The sequence below is a fragment of the Agrococcus sp. SL85 genome, assembly GCF_026625845.1.
Classification (GTDB): Bacteria; Actinomycetota; Actinomycetes; order Actinomycetales; family Microbacteriaceae; genus Agrococcus.
The window spans coordinates 330,909-349,841 of record NZ_CP113066.1 but is presented as its reverse complement, the minus strand read 5'-3'; the positions used below and the strand labels follow the sequence as shown (position 1 = coordinate 349,841).

Sequence of the window (18,933 nt, the reverse complement as noted above, 5' to 3'; positions counted from 1 at the left end):
AGGGCGCGATCGCTCGCGCTCCGCTCACGGCGGCCCGCGCAGGCAGCCGGAACGGCAGCCCTGGGATCGCCGCTCAGCCGCGGAAGCCGCGCGGGTTCCGCTGCTGCCAGCGCCAGGTGTCGGCGATCGCCTCGTCGAGCGTGCGGGTCGCGCGCCAGGCGAGCAGCTCGTGCGCGCGCGACGGGTCGGCGGTCGAGATCGCGGCATCCCCCGGGCGTCGGGGCACGACCTCGTGGGGCAGGTCGTGCCCGACCGCGGCCTCGAAGGCGCGCAGCACCTCGAGCACCGAGCCGCCGCGGCCCGTGCCGAGGTTCGCCACCAGCACGCCGGGCTCCAGCGCCTCGAGCGCGGCGACGTGGCCCTCGGCGAGGTCGAGCACGTGGATGTAGTCGCGCACGCCCGTGCCGTCGGGCGTCGGGTAGTCGTCGCCGAAGATCCGCAGCGAGGCGCGCTCGCCGGCGGCGACCTGCGCGAGGAAGGGCACGAGGTTGTTCGGCACGCCCTTGGGGTCCTCGCCGATCTCGCCCGAGGGGTGCGCGCCGATGGGGTTGAAGTAGCGCAGCACCGCGGCGCGGAGCGCCGGATCGGCCGCCGCGGCGTCGGCGACGATCGCCTCGATCATCGCCTTGGTGCGGCCGTAGGGGTTGCCGAGGTCGATGCCGACGGGCGCGTCTTCGCGCAGGCCCGCGCCCGGCTGCTCGTAGACGGTGGCCGAGGAGGAGAAGACGAAGCGGTCGACGCCGTGCGCGGCCATCGCCTCGAGCGTCGCGACCGCGGATCCGATGTTGACGCGGTAGTAGGCGAGCGGCTGCGCGACCGACTCGCCGACGGCCTTCAGGCCCGCGAAGTGGATGACCGCCTCGATGCCGTGGTCGGCGATCGCGCGGCCCACGACCGCGGCGTCGCCGGCGTCGCCGACGACGAGCGGGATCTCGAGCCCCGCGATCGCGGCGGCGCGGCGCACCGCCTCCTCGCTCGCGTTCGAGAGGTCGTCGAGCACGACGGGCTCGTGGCCGTGCTCGGCGAGCGCGACGGCGGTGTGGGTGCCGATGAAGCCGGCGCCGCCGGTGAGGAGCACGCGCATGGGGCCTCCGATCGCAGGAGCGCCGACCCGCGGCTGCGGGACGGCGCTCCCATGGTAGGAGGTGCGGCGCGCTCAGGCGTCGGCGAGGAGCCCCTCGACCACCTCGACCGTGTGCTCCCAGCCGGTCACGGCGAGCGTGGGCACGCCCGTGCCGACGACGGGGTAGTCGTTGCCGTCGACGTCGAGGCGGTCGCCGATGAAGAGCATCTCGGTGAGCGGGATGCCGGTGGCGATCTCGAGCTTGCGCATCCCGTACGCCTTGTCGATGCCGCGGCGCGTGATGTCGACCGAGGTCGAGCCGCCCGAGCGCACCTCGAGGTCGGGCACGTCCTTCGCGACGGCGTCGCGCAGCGCGCTCTTCTTCGCGCCGTCGGGGTCCCACGCCGACTTCGCCTCGACGGGGGCCGACTGCCCGAGGGCCGAGAAGGTCACCTGCGTCTCGCGATCCTCGATGCGCGGGCCCCAGGTCTCGGCCTCCCAGAGGCCCAGCTCCTTGGCGCGGCGCTCGACGGCCTCCGCGGCGCGGTCGATCTCGTCCTGCGTCAGCAGCTCGGCGTAGACGCGCTGCCACTCGCCGTCCACGAGGCGGAAGTACTGGGTGCCGCACGTGGGCATGAGGTGGAGGTCCTCGAGGCCCGTGGCGCCGGCGGCCGCCAGGGGCTCGACGACCTGCTTGCGGAACTGCTCGTAGTTGCCGCCGGAGATGATGCACACGGGCGTGGAGGCGACGAGGCGCGACAGGGTCGCGACCATCGCGGGCTCGAGCGGCGACTTCGACGGCGCGAGGGTGTCGTCGAGGTCGAAGGCGATGAGGCGGGGGAGGGGCATGGGCGGCGCTTCCGTCGTCGGGCCGAGGCGGTGCCCTCGGCGACCGCCCAGCCTACCGCCCGGAGCCGCCCCGGCCAGGTCCCGAGAGCGGGGCGCCGCCGGCCGCCGGCTCGTGCTCGGCCACGGCACGGCGCATGCGCGAGCGGCGAGCGGCCACGGCGACGCGCTCGAGGGCGACGCCCAGCGCGCAGCCGAGCGCGGCGCCCGCGGCGTTCGCCACGACGTCGAGGGGCGAGGCGACGCGGCCAGGCATCTGCAGCTGCACGAGCTCGACCCCGACGCTCGCGGCGACGCACGCGCCGAGCACCCACGGCCATCGGCGCGCGCCGAGCGCCAGCGCGAGCGCCGCCGCCACGGGCACGAGCATCGCGACGTTCGCGAGCACCTCCAGCCGCACCCACGTGAGCCACTCCACGACCCCGCGGTCGTGCAGCCACGTGAGGCCGCGGACCGTGACGGGCTTCAGCCGCAGGAGCGCGTGCGTGGGCCACAGCGTGACGAGGAGCGCGACGGGCACCAGGATCGCGAGCGCGGCGAGGGCGGGGCGGCGCAGGGGCGCGCCCACCGCGCCCCGCTGGCGGCGGGGAGCGGGGTCGCGCGAGTCGAGGGATGCCATCGCACCCAGGCTCCCGCAGCCGCCTGAGCCGCGGCCATGAGCCGCGCGGGCGATCGCCCGGCGGTACGATGCTCCGGATGCCTGACCATCCCTCGACCGACGCCGACACCGATCCCCTCGTGGCAGGCGATGCCGTGCGGCGCAGTTGGGGATCCCTCGCCGAGCTCCGCCTCGACGACGGCGAGGAGCTCGTCCGGCACGACATCGCCGGCGCCTCGGGCGAGCTGCCGCTCGCTGCGCTCGCCCTCCGGCGCCCGGGCTCCGACCGGCTCGTCGTGCACCTCCACGGCACGCTCGACCGCGCGCACGACGAGCTGCCGAGGTTCGAGCGGCTCCGCAGCCTCTCGGCGCTCGACGCGAACCTCCTCCTGCTCGCGGACACGACGCTGAGCCTCGAGCGCAGCCTCGCCACCGCGTGGTTCGTGGGCGACCCGGACACCCCGCTCATCGACCGCTACGCGTCCCTCGTGCGCCGCGCGATCGAGGCGTGGGGCATCCGGTCCGCGGTCGTCGCGGGTGCGTCCTCCGGCGGCTTCGCGGCGCTCGCGATGGCACCTCGGGTGCCGGAGGCCCTGGCCGTCGCGATCTCGCCGCAGACGCGGCTGCGGCTGCGGCCCACGGCACGGCCCTTCCGCCAGTTCGTCTACAACCGCTTCGGCGGCTGGGACGGCATCGAAGCGCGCAGCGAGCTGCGCGAGCGCGTCGATCTCGTCCACCGCTACGAGGCGCTCGGGCCGGGCCGCGCCTGGTACGTGCAGAACTCCGGCGATCTCGAGCACCTCGATCGGCACGCACGACCCTTCCTGGAGGCGCACGGAGGGGAGATCGTGCGCGCCGCGGAGGAGTACCACTGCCCCGGCCACAACCCGCCGAGCGCAGAGCGGGTGCGGAGCTGGATCGAGCACGCGCTCGAGGAGCCCGACGCCGATCCGCGCCGCTTCGTGCGGGAGCCGCCTCCCGAGGTGCCCAGGATCCGACGCTGAGCCGGCATCCGTACGATTGCTCGGACGCCCTACCGATCGGAAGAACATGAACCTGCGGACCTTCCGCACCGCGCTCTGGCACCTCAGGAAGGGCGGGATCGCGCAGCTGCGACGCTGGCGCGAGAGCCGGGGCACGAGCGCCCGGAACGCGTCCCCGGCCGCCGCCGAGCGCGCCACGCCTGCGATCGCCCCCGTGGCGCCGCTCGACGTCCCGGTCTGGCCGATCGCGGAGCGCCCGACGAGGCGTCCCGGCCTCCGCGTCGGCGTCATCATGGACACCTTCTCCGCGAGCGCGTGGGGCTACGAGTTCGACGTCGTCGAGCTCACCCCCGACGGCTGGCGCACCGAGCTCGCGCGCGAGCCGATCGACCTGCTCTTCGCCGAGTCCGCCTGGGCGGGCTCCGGCGGCGCCTGGCGCTACCAGCTCACCGGCTCGCAGGCGCCGAGCGCCGCGCTCCGCGAGCTCGTCGCGCACTGCCGCGAACGCGGCGTGCCCTCGGTCCTCTGGAACAAGGAGGACCCGCCGCACTTCGAGGACTTCCTCGACACGGCCAGGATCTTCGACCGCGTCTGCACCACCGACGAGGCGCTCCTGCCGCGCTACCGCGAGGCGCTCGGCCACGACCGCGTCGAGGTGCTCGGCTTCGCGGCGCAGCCGGCGCTGCACCACCCCATGCGGCGCAAGGACGCGCACCAGGTGCTCGATGTCGGCTTCGGCGGCAGCTACTGGTCGCACAAGTTCCCCGAGCGCCAGGCGCAGATGGACCTGCTGCTCGGCGCCGCGACCGAGGTCGCGGAGCGGCGCGGCATCGGCTTCGACATCTACTCGCGCTTCGAGTCGGAGGAGAAGTACCGGTTCCCGCACCGGTTCCGCGGCTGGGTGCGCGGCTCGCTCGACTACGACCGCATGCTCACCGCGTACCGCCTCCACAAGGTCATGCTGAACGTGAACTCCGTCGTCGACAGCCCGACGATGCTCGCGCGCCGCGTCTTCGAGATCCTCGCCTCCGGCACGCCCGTGGTGACGACCCGCAGCCCCGCGGTCGAGCACTGGTTCGCGCCCGAGGAGCTCTCGATCGTCGACTCGCAGGAGGAGGCGGAGCTCGTGCTGCGGGCGCTCATCGCCTCCCCGGAGCTCCGCGACCGGCAGGTGCACCTCGCGCAGCGGCGCATCTGGCGCGAGCACACGTTCTCGCGCCGCGCGACGCAGGTGCTGGAGTCGGTCGGCATCGCCGATCCGGCTGCCTGGCGCAGGCCGCGGGTGAGCGTCCTCGCGCCGACGATCCGCCCGCACCTCGTGCCCGGCATCATCGCCACCGCGGGCCGCCAGGAGGGCGTCGACGTGCAGCTCGTGCTGCTACTGCACGGCTTCGAGCTCGAGGAGGCGGAGCTGCGTCGACAGGCGCAGGAGGCGGGCGTGGCGGACCTGGTCGTGCTGCACGGCGAGGCGGGCACGTCGCTCGGGGAGCAGCTCAACCGCATGGTCGCGGTCGCCGACGGCGCGATCCTCGCGAAGATGGACGACGACGACCTCTACGGCCCGCACTACCTCGCAGACGCGTGCTTCGCGCTCGACTACTCCGGCGCCCAGCTCGTCGGCAAGGAGGCGCGCTACCTCCACCTCGCCTCGATCGACGCGACGGTGCTGCAGCATCCCCACCGCGAGCACCGCTGGTCGCAGCTCGTCGGCGGCCCGACCATGGTGGGGCCCCGAGAGACCTGGCAGGCGCACCCCTTCGAGGACCGCACGCTCGGCGAGGACACCGGCTTCCAGCGCGCGATCCTCGCGGCCGGCGGCGGCATCTACAGCGCCGACCGCTGGAACTTCGTGCAGATGCGCGACGCGCGCGCGGGCCACACGTGGCACATCGGCGACGAGCGGATCCTCGCCAACGGCGTCGTCCACGGCTTCGGCCGCGCCGACGCGCACGTGATGCTCTAGGCCGTCGCCCGGGGCGGCCCGAGCCGGGCGAGGTCAGGACGGCAGCGCGACCCCGTCGACGCCGTGCTCGTCCTGCAGCCTGCGGAGGATCTCGGCGTACACGCCCGGCGCGTAGTGGAACGGGGCGAGGCCCCAGCGGTGCCCCGGGTCGGCCAGCACCGACTCGGGCGGCAGCGCGATCGTGCGCACGCCGAGGTCGTGCAGCGTCGCGTAGTAGCGGGCGAAGCGCGCGTTCGCGTCGCCCGCGCGGACGCCCATGCTCCACGGCGTCGACGCGCCCTCGGTGGTGCGGAGCGCCCACGGCACCTCCAGGACCACGGTGCGCTCCAGCAGGCCCTGCCGGCGCAGCTCCTCGACGAAGCGGGTCGCGCGCTCCCGCCACAGCGCGAAGTGGCCGTCGTCGCCGAAGGGCAGGTGCACCGCCTCGTCGAGCACCGCGGCGACCGCGTCGGAGCGGATCGTGTCGATGCTCCGGGTCACGAAGGTGCCGTCCGAGAACCGGTGCACGCCGTGGCGCTCGTCGGCGAGGTCCCACAGCAGGAGGTCGATGCCGTCGGCGAGCTCTGCGAGCCTCGCGGGCAGGAGCCCGGCGAAGTCGGCCCGCACCATCCGGGCCTGGAAGCTCGACTCGAGGCCGAGGTCGTCGGGCAGGTGCGCGGAGGCGTCGCTGCCGGCGGAGAGGAGCGACTGGCGCGCCACGTAGCCGCGCAGGTCGATGCGGTCGCCCGCGGCCTCCACGGTGTCCCGCGCGACGCAGGAGCCGTACACCAGCACCCGCGGCGGTTGCGCTGCTCCGGTCACTGGGCTCCGCTCGTCGGCGCCGCCCGGACGGACGGCGCATCCACCCTAGACCCGGCGGGGATGCAACCCGGGCCCCGCCCGGTCGGCCGCACCGGTACGCTCGTCCTCGGCGACCCGCGCCCGGCCTGCCGCGGGTGCGGCACGGTCACGACATCGAGGGAACGCATCGCAATGGATCACGCACAGATCGTCTGCGTCGTCGGGCTCGGCTACATCGGTCTTCCGACCGCGGCGATCCTGGCGGCGCAGGGCCACACGGTCATCGGCGTCGACGTCGACGAGCAGCGCGTCGCCGACGTTGCCGCGGGCCGGATCCCGTTCGTGGAGCCCGACCTCGAGTCGGTGCTCGCGGGGGTCGTCGCCCAGGGAAGGCTCACGGCGCGCACGACGATGCCCGCCGCCGACGTCTTCATCGTCGCCGTGCCGACGCCCTTCACCGCCGACAAGGACGTCGACCCGAGGTTCGTGCGCTCGGCGGCCGAGGCGATCGCGCCGCAGCTGCGGGGCGGCGAGCTCATCATCCTCGAGTCGACGTCGCCCCCGGGCCTCACCGAGCGCATGGCCGCCGCGATCCTCGAGGCGAGGCCCGATCTCACCGGCGATCCCGGCCACCCGACCTCGCTCCACTTCGCGCACTGCCCCGAGCGCGTGCTGCCGGGCCGCATCATGATCGAGATCGTCGACAACGACCGGATCGTCGGCGGCGTCACGCCCGAGGCGGCGGAGCTCGCCCGCGCGCTGTACGCGACCTTCTGCAAGGGCGCCCTGCACCTCACCGACGCGCGCACCGCCGAGCTCGCGAAGCTCGCCGAGAACTCCTACCGCGACGTCAACATCGCCTTCGCGAACGAGCTCTCGGTCATCGCCGAGCGGCTCGACGTCGACGTCTGGGAGCTCATCGCCCTCGCCAACCACCACCCGCGCGTCGACATCCTGCGGCCCGGTCCCGGCGTCGGAGGGCACTGCATCGCGGTCGACCCGTGGTTCATCGTCTCGGCCGCGCCCGAGGAGTCGCAGCTGATCCGCACGGCGCGCGAGGTCAACGACGCGAAGCCGGACTTCGTCGTGCGGCAGGTGCGCGACCGGGCCGCGGGGCTCGAGCGGCCCGCGATCGCCGTGCTCGGCGTCGCCTTCAAGCCCGACATCGACGACCTCCGCGAGTCGCCGAGCGTGGAGGTCGTCGCCCGGCTCGCGGAGGCGCTGCCCGAGGCGCGGCTGCGCGTCGTCGAGCCGCACGTCGACGACCTGCCGACCGCGCTCGCCGAGCACGCAGCGGTCGAGCTCCTCCCGCTCGAGGAGGCGCTCGCGGGCGCCGACCTCGCGGTCGTGCTCGTCGGCCACCAGCAGTTCCGCGCGATGGACCGCAGCCTCCTCGAGGGGCTCGAGGTCCTCGACGTGCCCGGAGCGCTCCGATGAGCGCCTCGGCTCCCGACCGCACCGCCGCGCCCCACCGATCGGAAGGCGACACGATGACCGAAGACGAGCGCGCGCTCGCCGAGCTCGACCTGCCCAGCGTCGAGGAGCAGAGGGCCGCGCTGCGCGGCGCGGTGCTCGAGGCCGACCGGAAGCACCGCATCGTGTTCGTCGGCCGCTTCTTCCAGGGGCCGACGGGCATCGTGGCATCGCTGCACCGGGCGCTCGAGAGCCTCGGGCACACCGTGTTCCAGCTCGAGCTGGCGCGCCACAAGGACGCCTTCGACCGCTCGAGCGGCGCGACCGGCGGCTACGGTCCGATCTTCTTCCGCCCCGAGCCCGTCGAGGCCGTCTTCCGCGCCTTCCGGCCCGAGATCGTGGTCTTCTGCGCGGGCGGCGTCGTGCTCGACGACGAGGGCGCGGCCTGGTTCCGCGAGCGGGGCATCCTCACGATCGGCCTCACGCTCTCGGACCCCGACGTGCAGGACTCGGTCATCGACCACGTCGGCCGGTTCGACTACCACACGACCAATGCGGCGCTCTCGCTCGAGCGGTACCACGCCGAGGGCCACACGAACACCTTCCTGATGCCGTTCGGCATCGACCGCGACTACGTGCTGCGCGACGTGCCGCCCGCCCCCGAGCTGCGCGCCGACGCCATCTGCATCGGCCACGCGGCCGGCAGGCCGGACCGCCACGAGGTGATGGTGCGGCTCGCCGAGCTCGTCGACGTCCGGGTGTACGGCAACGGCTGGCCGCTGCCCGGCGCGGAGCCGGTCGCGGGCGACCGCCTCCTGCAGGCGGCGCACGAGGGCCTCATCCACGTGAACTTCCCGGCCACGCGCGCCGGCTTCACGAACGTGAAGTGCGGCGTGTTCGAGACCATCGGCGCCGGCTCGATCCTCGCGACCGCCCGCTTCGACGAGATGGGCAGGCTCTTCGACTACGGCGACGAGATCCTGGGCTACGACAGCGCCGAGGACCTCGCGGGCCAGATCGCGGCGCTGAAGGAGCAGCCCGTCGAGCTGGAGCGCCTGCGCCGCAAGGGCTTCGCCAGGCTGCTCTCGGAGCACCTCTACGAGCACCGCTGGCTGCGCCTGCTCGCCGACATCGAGGACGACCTCGAGACGGGCGCGAGCGGCAAGGACGAGGCCGAGCGCGAGCGCCTCCGCGGCGTCCTCGCGACCACGCACGGCCGCCCGCGGCACGTCATCATCTCCGGCTTCTACGGCGCCCAGAACCGCGGCGACGACCTGCTGCTCGACGCGATCGCGGCCTCGCTCGCCGAAGCCGACCCCGACGTGAACGTCATCGTCGCCGGCGTGCAGGCCGCCGAGGTCGAGCGATCCTCCGGCTATCAGTCCTTCCGTCGTACCGAGCAGCACGTGGCCGAGCGGTACGCGTCCATGGCGACCTCCGTCATCCTCGGCGCCGGCGGCCTGTGGCACGACTACACGATCGCTCGCGCGGGCGGCGTCTCGGGCGTCGTCACGAACGCGAGCGTCTCGCCCTCGCACCTCGTGCAGCTGCCACTCATGGCGCGCGCCTACGGCGGCTCGCTGCACGTCTACGGCATGGGCGTCGGCCCGCTGCAGGACGAGGCGGCGAAGGCTGCTGTGCGCCTCACCGGCTCGATCGCGTCGAGCGTGACGGTGCGCGACGAGGAGTCGCTCCGACTGCTCGGCGGCGTCGCCGACCGCTGGGCGGCGCAGCCGGTCGTCGCGCCCGACGCGGTGTACTCGCTGCCGCTCGAGGTGCGCGAGCCCGGCATCGCGCTGCCCGAGCGCTACATCGCGCTGAACGTGCGTCCTTGGGGCACGGATCCCGCGGTCTCGGCACGGCTGCGCGACATGGTGCTGCGCGTCGCGGCGAAGCGGGGCCTCGCCGTCGTGGCGCTGCCCATGCAGACGATCGACGAGCGCGCGCTCGAGAGCGAGCGCGACGACTACGCCGCCGCGGTGCCCGCGTCGATGCCGGGCGCGGAGTTCCTGGGCGTCATCGAGCGCGCCGCCGCGGTCGTGTCGATGCGCCTGCACTCCAACCTGCTCGCGCACCGCCTCGGGACGCCCGCCGTCGGCTTCTCCTACGACCCGAAGGTGCGCTCGCACTTCGCGCAGCTCGGCCGCGACCACCTGGTGCTCGACCTCGAGGCGCAGGAGCACGAGCTCGAGGCGGCGCTCGACGCCGCGCTCGACGAGGGCGGTCTCGGCGAGCGGGCCCGCGCCCGCGTCGCGGAGCCTCGAGGCGGCCTCCCGCGCAGCGATCGCCGCCGTCGCGACCGCCATCGCCGAGGGCCCCGTGCAGGTCTCACCCATCGCGGGCATGGTCCACGAGCCGGTGGCGGCGCAGGCGCAGACGCGCAGCGCCGACCTCGACCGCGCGATCTGGCCCGAGCGCGACGCGATCGACGTGCACCGCGCGGTGCTCCGCTCGGGCAACCTGCTGGACCCCGAGCGGGAGGTCGGCCATGTGCGCCGCCGCAGCGCAGCGGGCGACACCTTCGCGCTCGACCTGCGCGCCCCCCGCACCGGCGACTTCGTCGAGTGGTCGATGGTCGTGCCCCCGTCGGAGGAGGGCACCCGCATCGAGCTCTGGGTCAAGCAGCGCTACGCCGAGCGCGAGCGCATGGGCGGCTACCTCGCCTACGCCGTGCTCGTCGACGACCACGAGCTGTTCGAGCAGGACATCACCGACTGGCAGCCCCGCAACAGCGTGTGGATCGCGCTCGGAGCCTCGAACGAGGAGCGCAGGGTCAGGATCCGCCTCCGGGCGCTCCGGAACTGCCCCGACTGGAACTGGGGGCCGGCCGCCGCGATGACGGTCGAGCGCGGACGGCAGGAGGCCTGGCACGGTCGGGAGGACCTGCGCTGGGGCGCATCGAGCCCGTATGCGCGGGGTTCGGAGCCGGTCCCGACGGCCGTCGAGCCGTCGGCCGCCGAGGCGACGCCCGGCGAGGCGGCACCTGCGGTGCCTGCGGCGCCCGAGGCGCCTGCGATCGCGGCCTCGCAGGGCGGCGCGCACGATGCCGGCACGTGGCTCCGCCTCGATGCCGCGCGGGTGCGCAGCGGCAACCTCCTCGACTCGGCCGCGGTCGTCGAGCACGCTCGGACCACCGACCCGGACGGCGACTCGATCGCGCTCGTCTCGGGCGGGCCGCGCAAGGGCGACCACGTCGACTGGAGCTGGAGCCTGCAGGGCGGCCCCGGGGTCCGGGTCGAGCTCTGGCTCCAGCAGAAGTACGCCGAGAAGCCGGAGGTCGCGGGCCACCTCGCCTACTCGGTGCTCGTCGGCGACCAGGTGCTCTTCACCCAGGACGTCACGGCCTGGCAGCCGAGGAACACGGTCTGGATCGCGATGGGCGAGGACGTGGCCGACACCACCGTCACCGTCCGCCTCGAGGCGCTGCGCGACTGCCCCGACTGGAAGTGGGGCGAGTCGAGCCCCATCACGATCGAGCGCGCCCGCGCGATGCGATGGTCGGGCAGCGGCACGAGCTGGGGCGCCTCGAGCCCCGCGGCGCTCCCCGCGGCGCAGGGCGCGCCTGCAGCGGCGGCACCGGTCGCGCGCCGCCGACGGTGGAGCCGCTGAGCGGCTGAGCCTCAGACGCGCTCGCGGCTGCGCTCCCGCAGCCGCGAGCGCGCATCGGCCACGAGCGAGCGCCACAGCGGCGAGCCCTCCAGGCGCCGGGCCTTGGTCTGCAGCTCGTCGACGCTCGCGAACCGGATCACGGTCCCCGGCTCGTGCTCGAGCGCGGCGCCTCGAGGCGCGAGGACGACGCCGGGCAGCGCGAGCACCGCGGCGACGAGCGCGGCGTCGCGCGGCGGCCCCGGCGGGCAGAGCACGACGGCGGTGTCCGCGAGCTGCTCGCGCAGCGCCGCCCCGGACAGCCGCTCCGCGTCAGCCCATGTGAGGCGGTCGAAGCGCGCCTCGTCGAGGGCCTCAGAGAGCCCCGCGACGAGGTCGTCCTCGTGGTCGGGACCGTCCGACACCACGATCGATGCCGCAGGGAGCGGCGGTGCGCCGATCGGGGCCGGGGCCCGGCCGGGGTCGCGCTGGTGCGCGGGGTGCCGCCCGAGGTCTCCCGCGGCGTCGGCGACATCGGCGAACCAGCGGGAGCGGCCGTCGGGGTCGAGCTCGCGCCAGCGCTCGTCGTCGCCGAGCAGCGCCTCGAGGGCGACCGCGCGCGACGCGGCGCTGAAGTGCCGATCGAAGCGTGCGAGGACGGCCGCGGAGCGCTCCTGGAGCCGCTCTCGGCCCCAGGAGGGGTCCTCGACGACCTCCTTCGCCTCCTCGGCGCTCGCGACGACCACGAGCTCGGGGTAGAGCTCCGCGCCGCCGCGCCCCGGATCGATCGAGACCGTCGGGATGCCCATCGCCATGCACTGCACGATGCGGCTCGGCAGCTGGAACGACCCCAGGGCGTCGAGCCCGGGGAACCACGTCTCGAGGCTGCGGTGGTCGGCGAACCGCTGCGGGATGCTGATCGCCCAGTCGGTGCGCGCCCCGGCGACGAGGACCTCGTCGTCGGCGTCGAGGTACCCGCCCGAGAGGCCGAGGTGGTCCGCGCCGACGCGGCCGTGCACCCGGACGAGCCCGGCGAGGGCCCCGAGCTCGAAGTAGCGCCCGCGCCGCACCGCGTCGTCGACGTTGCCGAGGAACATCGCCCGGGACTCCGCGGGCTCGGTGCCCCACACGGCCGGGAACGCGACGCGGTCCGTCCAGAACGGGAGGTTCACCCCCGTCGGGCGGCCGAAGTAGCGCTCGTAGTGCGCGAGCACCGCGGGGCCGCCGCAGTGCGCGATCCGGTCGTACTGCTCGAGCACGGGCGCGTACGAGAGGTCGAACAGCACGGGGTCGTCCGAGAACCAGGCGGCGAGCCGGATGCCGGCGTCCCGGAGCCTGGCGAGGGAGCGGGGCGGCAGCGACGCGGGCCGGAAGCACAGCAGCCAGTCGGGCTCGAAGGCGATGCACGCGTCGACCGCGCGCTCGAGGTGCTCGATGGGCGCACCGGCGGCGGGGAAGCGGAAGCCGTGGCCGATCCGGCCGGTCGCGAGCACGTCGTGGCCGCGCTGCGCCAGCGCTCGGGCGAGCGACTCGTGGAGGTGGTGCTCGAGGATGCCGTCGAAGAGCGCGATCCGCATCAGCGCGCCCCCGCCCTGGCCGAGCGGGTACCGTCCGCCCTGTTGACGAGGAAGGCATCGGCCCCGATGGCCTCGGCTCCGCGCTCCTCGGCGCGGAGGAGCGGCCCGGCCGCCGCGCTCGTGGCGAGCCAGGTGCCGCGCCGCACCGCGTCCGCTCGCGCGAAGGGCGCGTCGGCGTGCGCCGTCGTCGCTGCGACGGGACCGACCCCGAGCCGGTCGACGAGGAGGGCGAGCCCGGCGAGGTCGTCGGGATCCGGCAGCTCGCGCGCGTCCAGGGAGGCGACGAGCGTGCTCGGGCCAGTCGCCTCGGACCGGATCACGAGGCCGGTGCGCGCGGCGAGCGCGTCGAGGACCTCGGGCTCGTGGTGCCCGCCCAGCGGTCGGCGCACCACGACCTCGAGCGCGCCGACGACCCCGTCCAGGCGCTGCGCCGCGATCGCCGAGACGCCTCGGTCGAGCGCGTCGACCTCGGCCGCGAGCACGACGCGCAGCGAGGGGAGCGGAGCTGGGTCGAGGTCCAGGAGGGCCCTCGCGCGATCCCGCCAGAGGTGCGAGCGGGCGACCGACGTCCACGCGGCGCGTCCGAGCCGCTCGCGCGCTGCGGGGTCGTCCGCGAGGCGCGCGGCCTCCGCAGGCCGACTCGTGGGGGCTGGCGGCGATGGCGATGGCGTCGCCGAGGAGCCTCGGCGATCCACGAGCCCTCGGGGGCGATCACGGCGCCGCCGCCCGCGGCGGCGGCGAGCGCCACGTGCACCGCCCCCGGGTCGTCGGTGCGCACCTCCACCACCGCCGCGTCGCGGGCCGCTCGCAGCGCGGCGCGCGAGGGGCGGCCCTCCAGGGTCGCCGAGCCGTGCAGCGCGCGGAGCGCGGCGGGCCCGTCGTCGGTGGGCGAGGCCGCGGGAGGCAGCGCCGCGGCTGCGCCGTCGCGAGGCCGCAGGGCGAAGCGCCGCACCGGCGTCGGAGTCGCCGATCCCGACGGGCCGGGAACCGGGGCGGTTCCGTCGAGGTCCCAGACGACAGCGGGCAGTCCGCGCTCCGCGGCGAGCCCGAGCAGCCGCGCGGCTGGTCCCTGCCGCAGATCGGGGTGCGCCTGCCAGGCGCGCTGCGCGCCGTCCGCGAACGTGCCGACCAGGCACAGCGCGGGATCGATCCGCGCCACGTCGGTCCCGACGCCGCGCGGCTCGATCCGCCACACGTCGAGGTGCGGCGCGAGGCCGGCGGCGGTGCGGTCGTCGAGCACCGCGACCGCGCGCGGGAGGTCGGCCCGTCGCACCGGCCGCTGTGCCGAGGACGCCGCGAGCGCGGCGAGCCCGGTGCTCGTCACGCGGCGCCCCAGCCGGGGCGGGCTCCGCCGGGCCGCGCAGCTCGAGCAGCCGACCCCGGTCGACGAGCTCGACCTCCGCGTCGAGGACGCCCGGCAGGAGGGCACGAGCGGCGGTCTCCTCCCTGACGGGCACGACGATCGTCGCGAGCGGCCAGCGCAGCGCCCGTGCGAGCCAGCGCCGGTCGTCGGCATCCGCGTCGGGGAGGTCGGCCGTGCTGAGCAGGACGCGTGCGTGCGCGCCGTGCGGCTGCAGCGCCAGCATCCCGCGACCGAGCGCCACCTGCTCGATCGCCCTGCCCCTGGTCGCGACCGGGGGGCCGCCGACGAGCAGCAGCGTCTCTCCCTCGGCCGGCGCCGCGGCCTCGACGTCGAGCTCGCGCGCGGCGGCGCCGTCGAGCGCGGCCTCGTCCGCGAGGCGCGCGAGGACGGCGTCGGCCGCCTCCAGGCGCGCTGCGACGCGCTCGACGGCCTCGAGCGTGCTGCGGCCCCGCGCGAAGGCGGCGCGCTGGGCCGATCGCAGCGAGGCGAGCCTCGGCGTGCAGGCGCGAGGCCGCGAGCGCGCTGCGGCCCGCCAGCAGCGCGACCGCGAGGGCGAGGAGCGCGACCGCCGGCCCCGGCGCGCCGGAGATCGCGAGCACGGCCGCCGCTGCGGCCGCCAGCCCGGCGGCGACGGGCAGCGAGCGGGCGATGGCGTCGCGCACGGGGTTCCTCTCCGGTCGGCACAGGGCTCGCGCGATGGTATCGCGGACCGCGCAGCCGCCATCCGATAGCGTGTCCCCCGAACGATCTGGATGCGGCAGCAGGGACGCATCCTCAGGCGCATTCCTGAGCGCGCCGGTCTCACCCGGCCGTCTCAGGAGGAGCGCATGCAGCAGCACGACGTCGACGACGTCCCGGGGACCACGGCGGCGCAGCGCGTCTCATGGGCGGTGCGCCCGCAGGGCCTGCGGCTGCGCGCCGACGTCCTCATCGTGGGCGGCGGGCTCGGCGGCGCCGCGGCGGCGATCGCCGCGGCCCGGCGCGGCGCCCGCACGGTGCTCGTCGAGGAGACGCACATGCTCGGCGGCCAGGCCACGACCTCGGCGGTCTCGGCGATGGATGTCACCACCTACTACGCCGAGAGCCTCGGTGAGCACGGGCTCTGGTCGGAGCTCGTGGCGCGCATCCGCGCGGTCTACGACGACGAGCTGCAGCGGCCCTGCAACACGGCGCGCTACCGTGACGACTCGTTCGCGCCCAACGTCGTCGTCATCGAGCGCGTGCTGGGCGAGTGGTTGGCGGAGGAGGGCGTCCACGTCGTCAGGAACGCCCCGCTGCGGACGCTCGAGCGGCTCGCCTCGAGCCTCGTCCTGCGCTTCGACGGCGTCGAGGTCCGGGCCGAGTACGCGATCGACGCGACCGAGACGGGCGAGCTGCTGGGGCTCGGACGGGTGGCCCACCGGCTCGGCAACCGCGTCGTGCCTGCCGCGGCGCCGGATCCCGACGACGTGCACGAGCTGATGATCCAGGACATCACGATGGCCGCCGTCGTGCGCCGGTACGACGAGGGGCTGCCCGACTGGGCGCGCGTCGACGAGGCGCCGCCGGAGTACCAGCGCTTCCGACGCACCATCGCCGCGAGCTACCCCGATTCGCCCGGTCACCAGTTCACGGGCCCGAACGCGTTCGCGGGCTATCGCGCGACCCCCGACCTCAGGTCGGACGACCGGTACGACGGGCTCGCCTGGGAGCGCATCACGAAGACGGCGCTGAACTTCCACAACGACCAGCCCGTGAGCGCCGCGTACCTGACGGACGAGGACGCCCGCCGCACCGCCGACCGCGTCGCGATCCTGCGCTCGCTCAGCATCCTCCACTACCTCCAGGTCGAGCTCGGGCTGCCGTGGGGGATCGCGGACGACGACGGCTTCGCGCACGGTGGCGAGCGGCCGGTGCCCGAGGGCCTCGAGCGGTACTCGGCCATGGTCCAGCATCTGCCGCTGCGGCCCTACGTCCGGGAGGCCCGGCGCCTGCTGGGCAGGTCGACCCTGACCGGCAAGGACATCTTCCGACGGGCGCACCACCAGATGGCGCCCTGGGACGTCGACGCGATCGCCGTCGGGACGTATCCGCCCGACCTCCACGGCGGACGCCGGGCGGAGCACCTCGAGGCCGACCTCGGCGAGTCGCTCCAGGACAAGCCGAGCATCTGGCGCGAGGGCCCGTTCCCGATCCCGATGGGTGCGCTCGTGCCGCGCGCCGGTGGCAGGATCCTCGCCGCCGAGAAGAACATCTCGGCGAGCCGGATCGCCGCCGGCGCCATCCGCCTCCACCCGACGGTCATCGCCACGGGCGAGGCGGTCGGCGCGCTCGCGGCGCTCGCGACGAGCTTCGGCGTCGCGCCGGACCGCATCCCCACGGCAGCGGTGCAGAGCACCCTCGTCCGCGGCGGGGCGCTGCTCTCGCCCGTGCGCATCGGCGGCCTCCAGCACGACGATCCGCGCTTCGCCGCGATCGTCATGGCGGTCTGCCGCAGGCTCGTCGACTGGGACTACGTGCGGCCGGGCGGCGACCCGGGGCCCGAGCCGTGGGTCCGCGTCGACCTCGACCGCGCCGCTGAGCTCGGGGAGGCGTTCCTGGCCGCGCACGGCGGCTGGGACGTCGCGGTGCGGGCGTCTTCGCGATGACTGCGCACGATCGTCTACGATGCTCGGGGGCGTAGCGGAACCTCCGTCCACGCCGATCCACCCATGCGCATCCTCCTCCTGACCCACTACTACGCGCCCGAGAACGGTGCGCCGCAGCGGCGATGGAGCGCGCTCGCCGAGCGGTTCGCCCGCGAGGGGCACCAGGTCGACGTCATCTGCCCGGCCCCGCACCACCCGGGGGGCAGGATGCCCCGCGAGCACCGTGCGCATCGCCCGGGCTCGACCCACCGCGACGGCTCCGGCGTCGCCGTGCACCGGGTCGGGTACCTGCCGCACGACGGCGGCATCGTGCGACGCACGATCGATCACGTCTTCGTCGCGGCCGCGACGGTGCGGCGGGCGCGCCAGCTGCTGCGCACCGGCAGGCTCGAGGCGGAGGCGAGGATCGTGGTCGCCACGGCGCCCGCGCTGCCCACGCTCATCGCCGGCAGGAGCGTGGCGCGCGCGCTCGGCAGCCCCCTCGTGGTCGAGATGCGCGATGCCTGGCCCGACCTCGTCTCGCACACGCCCGGGCTCGTCCGCGGCCGCGGTGCGGTCGCCGCGGTGAAGCGCTGGGTGCACGAGGGCATCACGGCCCTGCAGCGCGGGGCGTCGCGCGTGGTGACCACGACCGAGAGCTTCGCCCGGGTGCTCGAGGAGCGCGGCGTGACGGCGACCGCCGTGATCCGCAACGGCACCGACCTCGGTCGCTACGCGGCGGTGCCGCCGCGCAGCGCCGACCACGTGGAGCTGCGGGCCCTCTACATGGGGACCGTCGGCCGCAGCCAGGGCCTGGAGGCGGTCGTGGAGGCCGCCGCGCGCGTGCGCGACGCCGGCGTGCCGATCCGGGTCCGCATCGTCGGGCAGGGCGCGGCGCTGCCGTTCCTGCGCAGCCTCAACGCTCGGCTGGGCGGCCCGGCGGAGATCGTCGGCCCGGTGCCGGGCGCCGAGGTGCTGCAGCACTACGCCTGGGCGGACACGTGCATCGTCTCGCTGCGCGACTGGGAGCCGTTCCGCTGGACCGTGCCGTCGAAGGCTGTACGAGCTGCTCGCTGCCGGCAGGCACATGACCGCGCTGGTGGCGGGCGAGAGCGCGACGCTCGTGCGGGCGGCCAGCGGCGGCGACGTCGTCCGGCCGGGCGACGTCGACGCGCTCGCCGCGCTGTGGACGCGACTGCAGGCGGAGCCAGAGCGGCTCGAGGCCGATCCCGCGGCGAGGGAGTGGGTCGCGGCGAACGTCGAGTACGACGCGCTCGCCGACCGCTACCTCGCGCTGCTGCGCGGGGCGCTCTGAGCCCTCAGGCGGCAGGCAGCGCGAACGACCGCGGATCCTCGTCGGGCGCCTCGAGCGCACGCTCGATCCAGGCGCGCACCCTCGTGCGCGTCGGCGGATTGTGGCCCGCGCAGTGGAACTCGTCGACGAACGTCACGCGGTCGTCGACCGCCGCCTCGAAGGGATCGCGCTGCAGCGCCACGTGGTCAAGGTCACCGGAGTTCTGCACGTACCAGACGCGACCGCCCGGCACCTCCTCGTAGAGCGCCGCGAGGTCGACCCTCGTGCGCGTGCCGGGGTCGAGCTCGAGGGCCTCGAACCGGTCCCGCGACGGGAAGGCCGCGCCGCGGAGCCGCTCGGCCCACTCCTCGCCGAAGCGCCGCACGTGCACCTGCGGCGAGAAGGCGACCGCGAGCGCTCCCGGGATCCTGGGCGCGAGCGCGATGGCGCCGAAGCCGCCCGCGGACGAGCCCGCGAGCACGATGCGCGCGACCCCGAGCTGGGCGGCGACGCGGCGGATGAGCGCGGCGAGGCGCTCCGTGGCGTCCTCGCCGTCGCGTCCCAGGTACCACCCGATCCGCAGCTGGTCGTCCAGCAGCAGGGTGGGGTCGGCGAGCAGCAGCAGGTTCGCGTCGACCTCCTGGAGCGACGAGAGCCGCTCGAACCGCGGGAGGTCGTAGTGCTGCCGCTCGATCGACCCGTGCAGGTGCACCACGAGCGCATCCGAGCCAGGCCTGCGGATCAGCAGCGACTGGAGGTCCAGGAAGCCGTCCTCGACGACGTCGTGGCGGATCCGCCGATCGTCGGGCCCCACCTCCAGGGCCTCCACAGCGGGCCAGCGGCGTACGTCCGCCTCGTGTCG

Annotated in this window: 13 protein-coding genes and 1 pseudogene; 7 read left to right on the top strand and 7 right to left on the bottom strand. The window is 75.2% G+C overall.

Features of this window, described 5'->3' with window-relative positions; translation table 11 throughout:
• Positions 1–73: 73 nt before the first annotated feature.
• The 3 genes from galE to OVA14_RS01595 form a co-directional block, all read right to left on the bottom strand.
• Complete coding sequence (gene galE / locus OVA14_RS01605) at positions 74–1,084, bottom strand: UDP-glucose 4-epimerase GalE (protein WP_267504581.1); 1,011 nt, start codon at positions 1,082–1,084, stop codon at positions 74–76.
• 72 nt (positions 1,085–1,156) lie between these two features.
• On the bottom strand, positions 1,157–1,912 hold the full coding sequence (locus OVA14_RS01600) for an HAD-IIB family hydrolase (RefSeq protein WP_267504580.1): 756 nt from the start codon (positions 1,910–1,912) through the stop codon (positions 1,157–1,159).
• Positions 1,913–1,964: 52 nt separating this feature from the next.
• A complete protein-coding gene (locus OVA14_RS01595) occupies positions 1,965–2,528 on the bottom strand; it encodes a VanZ family protein (RefSeq protein ID WP_267504579.1) in 564 nt (187 codons plus the stop codon).
• Between the two features lie 77 nt (positions 2,529–2,605).
• Between OVA14_RS01595 and OVA14_RS01590 the strand changes: the two genes are divergently transcribed.
• Positions 2,606–3,511: an alpha/beta fold hydrolase gene (locus tag OVA14_RS01590; protein ID WP_267504578.1), complete on the top strand. Its 906-nt coding sequence runs from the start codon at positions 2,606–2,608 to the stop codon at positions 3,509–3,511.
• A gap of 46 nt (positions 3,512–3,557) precedes the next feature.
• Positions 3,558–5,453: a glycosyltransferase gene (locus OVA14_RS01585; protein WP_267504577.1), complete on the top strand. Its 1,896-nt coding sequence runs from the start codon at positions 3,558–3,560 to the stop codon at positions 5,451–5,453.
• Positions 5,454–5,486: 33 nt separating this feature from the next.
• Here OVA14_RS01585 and OVA14_RS01580 read toward each other — a convergent pair whose 3' ends face one another.
• Positions 5,487–6,254: a DUF6270 domain-containing protein gene (locus OVA14_RS01580; RefSeq protein ID WP_267504576.1), complete on the bottom strand. Its 768-nt coding sequence runs from the start codon at positions 6,252–6,254 to the stop codon at positions 5,487–5,489.
• 171 nt (positions 6,255–6,425) lie between these two features.
• Between OVA14_RS01580 and wecC the strand changes: the two genes are divergently transcribed.
• Positions 6,426–7,670: a UDP-N-acetyl-D-mannosamine dehydrogenase gene (wecC, locus tag OVA14_RS01575; protein ID WP_267504575.1), complete on the top strand. Its 1,245-nt coding sequence runs from the start codon at positions 6,426–6,428 to the stop codon at positions 7,668–7,670.
• A 53-nt stretch (positions 7,671–7,723) separates the two neighbouring features.
• Positions 7,724–11,263 carry a polysaccharide pyruvyl transferase family protein gene (locus tag OVA14_RS01570; RefSeq protein ID WP_267504574.1) on the top strand — a complete coding sequence of 1,180 codons (3,540 nt, stop codon included), beginning with the start codon at positions 7,724–7,726 and terminating at the stop codon, positions 11,261–11,263.
• 3 nt (positions 11,264–11,266) lie between these two features.
• Here the strand turns inward: OVA14_RS01570 and OVA14_RS01565 are convergent, their stop codons facing one another.
• Both OVA14_RS01565 and OVA14_RS01560 read right to left on the bottom strand, forming a co-directional pair.
• Positions 11,267–12,808, bottom strand: coding sequence for a hypothetical protein (locus tag OVA14_RS01565; protein WP_267504573.1), 1,542 nt, complete (start codon positions 12,806–12,808; stop codon positions 11,267–11,269).
• On the bottom strand, positions 12,808–13,290 hold the full coding sequence (locus tag OVA14_RS01560) for a hypothetical protein (RefSeq protein WP_267504572.1): 483 nt from the start codon (positions 13,288–13,290) through the stop codon (positions 12,808–12,810). The genes OVA14_RS01565 and OVA14_RS01560 overlap by 1 nt, the downstream gene beginning before the upstream one ends.
• A 1,708-nt stretch (positions 13,291–14,998) precedes the next feature.
• Here OVA14_RS01560 and OVA14_RS01555 point away from each other — a divergent pair.
• From OVA14_RS01555 to OVA14_RS01545, 3 genes and pseudogenes are all read left to right on the top strand, one after another.
• Positions 14,999–16,798 (top strand): FAD-dependent oxidoreductase, encoded by a 1,800-nt coding sequence (locus OVA14_RS01555; protein WP_267504571.1) that lies wholly within the window; start codon positions 14,999–15,001, stop codon positions 16,796–16,798.
• A gap of 63 nt (positions 16,799–16,861) precedes the next feature.
• Positions 16,862–17,761: pseudogene (locus tag OVA14_RS01550) on the top strand (glycosyltransferase); the annotation flags it as partial.
• 103 nt (positions 17,762–17,864) lie between these two features.
• The gene (locus tag OVA14_RS01545; protein ID WP_267505609.1) at positions 17,865–18,092 is read left to right on the top strand and encodes a hypothetical protein; all 228 of its coding nucleotides are present in this window, start codon (positions 17,865–17,867) and stop codon (positions 18,090–18,092) included.
• Positions 18,093–18,096: 4 nt separating this feature from the next.
• Here the strand turns inward: OVA14_RS01545 and OVA14_RS01540 are convergent, their stop codons facing one another.
• Positions 18,097–18,885, bottom strand: coding sequence for a hypothetical protein (locus OVA14_RS01540; RefSeq protein WP_267504570.1), 789 nt, complete (start codon positions 18,883–18,885; stop codon positions 18,097–18,099).
• Between the last annotated feature and the right edge of the window lie 48 nt (positions 18,886–18,933).